Raw genomic sequence first — 7,008 nt, 5'->3', positions numbered from 1 at the left:
TAGCCACAGTTGTAGCCTTCGCTAAAATCGGCATCGGCTATTTTAAATTCGTACACTTTACCTGGGGTGCTAAATTTAACTTCTGCTTGGTAAAGCGCGCCGCCTACTGGCATAAACTGGTACTGAGGCTCTGCATCCCAAAGCGTAAAATCGCCTCTTAGGTAAACTGTTTTATCCAGCTCTTGCTGTGGCAGTACGTCGTTAATAGACACTTGGCTAGTACACGCTGTGAGTAAGCCGGCTATGGCAAGTGTTAAAATTCGTTTCATTGGCATCATTAATGGGTATCCTTCGTTCTGTTAAAACTAAAAAGCCAGCAATACGCTGGCTTTTTATTGGCTTAAGCGGTGTTATTTTTGTAGTACAGATATATCTGCAATATCTAAAAATAAGCGGCTTAACTGGCTTAATAGTGCGAGGCGATTTTGCTTTACAGCTTCATCGTCGGCCATAACCATGACGTTGTCAAAAAAGTTATCAACACTTTGGCGAATACCAGCCAATTGGCTTAATGCCTCTTGGTAGTTTCCATCGGCGTAAAGTGGTGCAAGCTCAGTTGCAAATTTTGCTACTTGTGATGCTAATACTTTTTCAGCGTCATCGCTTAATAGGCTCTCATCAACATCACCTTCAGTGGTAATGTTATTTTTAGCTAGTATGTTACCTACACGCTTATTCGCTGCTGCAAGCGCTTCTGCGGCGTCTAACGTACGGAAGTGGCTTACTGCTTTAACACGACGGTCAAAGTCAGTAGGTTTAGTAGGACGACGTGCCAATACTGCCTGAATAACATCTACTTCAATGCCTTCGTCTTGATACCATGCGCGGAAGCGCCCTAGCATAAAGTCAAATACGTCGGTTGATACATTTAGGTTAGTAAGCTTTTCGCCAAACAGTGTTTGTGCTTTTGCTACTAGGTCTAAAATATCAAGCGGTAGCTCTTTTTCTACCATGATACGCAGTGCACCAATGGCTGCACGACGAAGTGCAAATGGGTCTTTGTCACCTTTTGGTGCTTGGCCTATACCAAAAATACCCACCAGCGTATCAAACTTATCTGCAATTGCTACTGCACAACTGATTAGGTTTGTAGGTAAATTGTCACCTGCAAAACGCGGCATGTATTGCTCGTTTTGTGCAATAGCTACATCTTCTGCTTCGCCATCAAAGCGTGCATAGTGCATACCCATTACACCTTGTACGTCGGTAAATTCCATTACCATTTCGGTCATTAAGTCTGTTTTACTTAATAGGCCAGCACGTTTTGCAAGGTCTTTGTCGGCACCTAGTTGCTCTGCAATGTAGCCGGCAAGTTCGCTAATACGTACAGATTTATCTTTAAGCGTACCTAACTGCTTTTGGAATAAAACAGTATCAAGTGATTCTAGGCGACTTTCTAGGGTTTTCTTTTTATCTGTTTCAAAGAAGAACTGCGCATCGGCTAAACGTGGGCGCACTACTTTTTCGTTACCAGATATAACCACACTTGGATCTTTACTTTCTATGTTAGATACAAACAAAAACTTATTTAAAAGTTTGCCGTTTTGATCTAATAGCGGGAAGTATTTTTGATCATCCTTCATGGTGTAAATTAGCGCTTCGGCAGGTACATCTAAAAATGCTTCTTCAAATGTTGCCGTTAACGTTACTGGCCACTCTACTAGTGAAGTAACTTCTTCTAATAAGTCTTCATCCATTGCAACAACCGCATTCACTGCGCTTGCCGCTGCTTCTATTTGTGCACGGATTTGCGCTTTACGTTGTTCGTAATCAGCAATAACGTAGGCTGATTTTAATACGTCGAACACGTCATCAGCATGGTTAATGGTGATTTTTTCTGGATGATGAAAACGGTGGCCTTGTAACTGATTAGTTACTTGCTTACCTAAAATTTCGCCTTCAATAAGTTCATCACCAAATAAAATAGTTACGGTATGAACTGGGCGAATAAATTGTGTTTTATTCGCGCCCCAACGCATTGGCTTAGGTATTGGCAGCTTTGCTAACGACTTTGCAATGGCATCGCTCATCAGCGTTTTGGTTTCTTGTCCTGCTACTTTAGCAATATGTAAAAGCCAAGCGCCTTTGTCGGTTTCAAGAGTTTGTGCTTCACTTACGTCAATACCACAACCACGTGCCCAACCCATTGCTGCTTTAGTTGGGTTACCTTCACTATCGAACGCTGCTTTAGTTGCAGGGCCACGCTTTTCTACTTCTTTATCTTGCTGCTTTGCTTCAAGCGCTTTTACTTGTAAACCTAAACGACGAGGCGATGCATACCAGCTTACGCCTTCATGCCCAAGCTCTAGTGTTTCAAGCTCTGCAGTTAAGTTTGCGGCAAAGGCTTCTGCTAATTTGCGCAGTGCTTTTGGTGGCAGCTCTTCGGTGCCAATTTCTACTAATAAATTTTGTGCTGACATGCTTACTTATCCTTACACAGCGGGAAACCAAGCGCTTCACGTGCATCGTAATAGCTTTGTGCACACGCTTTTGATAACGCTCGAACGCGTAAAATATAACGCTGACGTTCGGTTACTGAGATTGCATGGCGCGCATCGAGTAAGTTAAACGCGTGCGATGCTTTCATTACTTGCTCGTAAGCAGGTAGTGGTAAATTTGCTTCAATTAGCTTTTGGCTCTCAGCTTCACACTTATCAAACTGTGCAAATAAGTCATCTACGTTTGCGTGTTCAAAGTTGTAAGTAGATTGTTCTACTTCATTTTGATGGAATACATCGCCGTAAGTTACACGCCCTAATGGACCGTCTGCCCATACTAGGTCGTAAATACTGTCTACGCCTTGAATGTACATTGCTAAACGCTCTAGGCCGTAAGTAATTTCACCAGTTACAGGAGAGCACTCTAAGCCCCCTACTTGCTGAAAGTAAGTAAACTGCGTTACTTCCATACCGTTTAGCCAAATCTCCCAACCTAAGCCCCAAGCGCCTAGTGTTGGCGATTCCCAGTTATCTTCTACAAAGCGTACTTCGTGCGTTAGGGTATCAATACCCATTGCTTCTAATGAGCCTAGGTAAAGCTCTTGAATGTTATCTGGTGATGGCTTTAAAACTACCTGAAATTGGTAGTAATGCTGTAAGCGGTTTGGGTTTTCGCCGTAGCGACCATCAGTAGGACGGCGACACGGTTGTACGTATGCGCTCGACATTGGCTCAGGGCCAATAGATTTTAAGAATGTTTGCGGGTGAAATGTCCCTGCGCCCACTTCCATATCAAGTGGTTGAATAATGACACAGCCTTGCTGCGCCCAATAATCCTGTAAAGCCAGGATCAAACCTTGAAAGGTTTTAACGTCATATTTTTGCATATTTGGCTTTTTACTATCTGAAAGTAGCGTGAAAATTACCCTCAGTATACCTTGTGCACACGCAGGTTTTAAGCAGTTTGTGCGGTTGTTAAAATAAAAAAGGAGCCATTAGGCTCCTTTTAAGATGTAAGTATAATTTTTTACACGTCTAAGTTAACTACGCGAAGTGCGTTGGTTTCTATAAACTCACGACGAGGCTCAACTTGATCGCCCATTAATGTTGCAAACAATTGATCTGCCGCTACAGCATCTTCAATTGTTACTTGTAACATACGACGAGCTGAAGGATCCATTGTGGTTTCCCACAGTTGGCTAGGGTTCATTTCGCCTAATCCTTTATAGCGCTGAATGTAGATCCCGCGCTTAGATTCAGCGATCAACCATTCCAAAGCATCCACAAAGTTATCAACAGGTTTTGTTTTCTCACCACGTTGAACATATGCGCCTTCTTTTAAGATGTTTGCGATCTTCGTGCCAGTAACAGCAATGCGTTGGTAGTCACGTGATGCAATAAAGTCGTAATGTAATACGTGTGCTTTATCCACACCGTGCTGACGAATATTCACAACCGGGAAGTACAAGTTGCGCTCTGCATCATGCTCAGTACCCGCATGGAAAATTGTCGCATCTTCATCACGTTCAACTAAGTCGTCAACTAGCTCTTTAGTCCACTCAATTACTTTAGCTTCGTTAGATAAGTCTTCTACTTTTAACTCGCTTTGGTAAATCAAACGTTCCATTACCGTGTTAGGGTATTTACGTTTTAAGCGCTCAATGACTTTAACTGTGTTTTGGTAATCTTGTACTATTTGCTCAAGCGCTTCACCTTCAATTGCACTTGCATCTTCGCTTGTGTAAAGCGCTGCATTATTTAGTGCAAGTGATGTTAGGTAATCTACTAGTGCAGGATCGTCTTTAATATAACGCTCTTGCTTACCTTTTTTCACTTTATAAAGTGGCGGTTGTGCAATGTAAATATAACCACGCTCAACAATTTCTGGCATTTGGCGATAGAAGAATGTTAGTAGCAATGTACGAATGTGAGAACCATCCACGTCCGCATCGGTCATGATAATGATGCTGTGGTAACGTAGTTTTTCTGGGTCATATTCATCACGGCCAATACCACAACCTAGGGCTGTTATTAGCGTCGCTACTTCTTGTGAAGAAAGCATCTTATCAAAGCGTGCTTTCTCTACGTTCAAGATTTTACCTTTAAGTGGTAAAATTGCTTGGTTTTTACGATTACGACCCTGCTTGGCTGAACCGCCAGCTGAGTCACCCTCCACTATGTATAGTTCAGATAATGATGGGTCTTTTTCTTGGCAGTCAGCTAATTTACCTGGTAAACCTGCTAAATCCATAGCGCCTTTACGACGAGTCATTTCACGGGCTTTACGCGCCGCTTCACGTGCTCGTGCTGCATCAATAATTTTACCAACAACAATTTTGGCATCCATTGGGTTTTCTAATAAGAAATCAGAAAACTTTTCAGCCATTGCTTGCTCAACCGCAGATTTAACTTCGCTTGATACTAGCTTGTCTTTAGTTTGTGATGAGAACTTAGGATCAGGTACTTTAACACTTACAACCGCAGTTAAGCCTTCACGCGCATCATCGCCCGTTGCGTTACTGGTTGTTTTAGCTTTTTTGTTAAAGCCTTCTTTTTCCATGTAGTTATTAAGTGTACGTGTTAGCGCAGATCTAAAGCCGGCTAAGTGAGTACCACCATCACGTTGTGGAATGTTATTAGTAAAACAGTAAATGTTTTCTTGGAAGCCATCGTTCCACTGCATTGAAACTTCAACGCTAATCCCATCTTCTTCACGCTCGTGAGTAAAATGGAATACACCTTTATGTACAGGTGTTTTATTGCGGTTTAAGTATTCAACAAACGCTTGAATACCGCCATCATATTTAAAGTGGTCGGTTTTATTTTCTTCGCGTTCATCAGATAAGATGATGCTTACACCAGAGTTCAAAAACGATAGCTCGCGTAAACGCTTAGCTAAAATATCATAATGAAAATCAAGGTTTGTAAATGTTTCGCCACTTGGCCAAAAACGCAGTTCAGTACCCGTAGTGTCAGCATCGCCAATAACAGTTAATGGAGCGTTAGGTACGCCCATGCTGTAAGTTTGCTCGTGCAATTTGCCTTCACGACGAATAGTAAGAGTTAGTTTTTCTGATAATGCATTTACTACCGATACACCAACACCGTGTAAGCCACCTGATACTTTATAAGAGTTATCATCAAACTTACCACCGGCATGAAGTACCGTCATGATAACCTCGGCAGCAGACACACCTTCTTCTTCATGGATAGAAGTTGGGATGCCACGACCGTTATCTCTTACAGAGACTGAACCGTCTAAGTGAATCGTTACATAAATATCATCACAATGACCTGCTAAGGCTTCATCGATAGAGTTATCAACGACCTCAAACACCATGTGGTGTAAGCCTGTGCCATCATCGGTGTCCCCTATATACATTCCAGGACGCTTTCTTACTGCGTCTAATCCTTTAAGTACTTTAATACTCGACGAATCATAATTCTCAGACATGGTTAATCCCACTTATCTTGTTATTAGGTTGCCATGTTTCACGTGGAACATTTGTAGTTCTCGTTGCATGGGTTCCACCACAGCAGAAATACTTTCAGACAAAATTGAAGAAATAAAAATTTGAGAACTGCAGTGAGCCAATAATTGTCCCACTTTCTCTTTTGTATCCTCGCCTAACTCTGAAGGTAGATCATCTATTAGCAATATAGATTGCTTATCTGTCTCTGACTCAATTAAACTATTTTGCGTTACTTTTAACGCATAAAGCAATAACTTCAATTGACCGCGTGAAAACGTATTCTCTACGCTGTTGCCAGCGACACTAAAACTAAAATCGGCCTTATGAGGGCCTTTACTTGTAAAACCTTGGCGAGCGTCTCGCTCAAAGTTTTGCTCTAATGCATCACTTAAAGACTCACTGTCTTTCCAACCTGCATTAAAGTTGATTTCTAAATCGCGTATAAGCGTTAATTCTGCACACATTTTATCAAAAAACTGCTGCTTAAACCTACTTATATACGCCATTCTTAATTTATTTATTTGTTCTGCCAGTCTAACAAATTCTTTGTCCCAAAACCTAATTTGGTCAAAATAATTCTTTGGCTTACTTTTTAATAATGCATTGCGTTGTTTAAGCACTTTATTGAACGACTGCCATAAGTAAAAAAACTCATGTTCCACGTGGAACAAACCCAAATCTAAAAACTTACGTCGCTCTTTTGGACCACCAAAAAACAATGAATAGCTTTCGGGTGTAATAATTTGCACAGGCATTAACTGTGCAAGTTCAGAGATTTTTCTACTGGCTTTGCCTTGTATTTTTAAATTGGTTTCACCACTTTGGGTTTTACTAATCCCAATAGGAATAGACAAGTCGTGTAGCGCTTTGCGGCCGTGTATTACAAACTGATCTTGCTGATGTTGAATAATACTTTTATGTTTAGGTGTTCGAAAAGATTTGCCGTGAGAAAGGTAATAAATAGCCTCTAAAAGGCTGGTTTTTCCGCTGCCGTTTTCACCATAAATTATATTAACGCCGTTGACTGGTTCTAGCGTCAGTGCCTCAATATTACGAAAATACTTGAGGCTCAAGTGACTTAAACTCATTTATAATGG

4 protein-coding genes and 1 pseudogene are annotated in these 7,008 nt (G+C 41.4%); all 5 read right to left on the bottom strand.

The window, feature by feature from the left end; genetic code table 11:
• Positions 1 to 278 (bottom strand): annotated as a pseudogene (locus L650_RS0108295) (hypothetical protein); the annotation flags it as partial.
• 72 nt (positions 279 to 350) lie between these two features.
• The gene (gene glyS / locus L650_RS0108290; RefSeq protein ID WP_029772816.1) at positions 351 to 2,420 is read right to left on the bottom strand and encodes a glycine--tRNA ligase subunit beta; all 2,070 of its coding nucleotides are present in this window, start codon (positions 2,418 to 2,420) and stop codon (positions 351 to 353) included.
• A gap of 2 nt (positions 2,421 to 2,422) precedes the next feature.
• On the bottom strand, positions 2,423 to 3,325 hold the full coding sequence (gene glyQ, locus L650_RS0108285) for a glycine--tRNA ligase subunit alpha (RefSeq protein ID WP_004588055.1): 903 nt from the start codon (positions 3,323 to 3,325) through the stop codon (positions 2,423 to 2,425).
• Positions 3,326 to 3,465: 140 nt separating this feature from the next.
• Positions 3,466 to 5,892, bottom strand: coding sequence for a DNA topoisomerase (ATP-hydrolyzing) subunit B (gyrB, locus tag L650_RS0108280; protein ID WP_029772815.1), 2,427 nt, complete (start codon positions 5,890 to 5,892; stop codon positions 3,466 to 3,468).
• Between the two features lie 12 nt (positions 5,893 to 5,904).
• Positions 5,905 to 6,999: a DNA replication/repair protein RecF gene (gene recF / locus L650_RS0108275; protein ID WP_024032132.1), complete on the bottom strand. Its 1,095-nt coding sequence runs from the start codon at positions 6,997 to 6,999 to the stop codon at positions 5,905 to 5,907.
• Positions 7,000 to 7,008: the final 9 nt, after the last annotated feature.

This window comes from Pseudoalteromonas sp. TB51 (assembly GCF_000498055.1).
Classification (GTDB): Bacteria; Pseudomonadota; Gammaproteobacteria; order Enterobacterales; family Alteromonadaceae; genus Pseudoalteromonas; species Pseudoalteromonas atlantica.
This window is presented reverse-complemented; position numbering and strand designations above follow the sequence as displayed.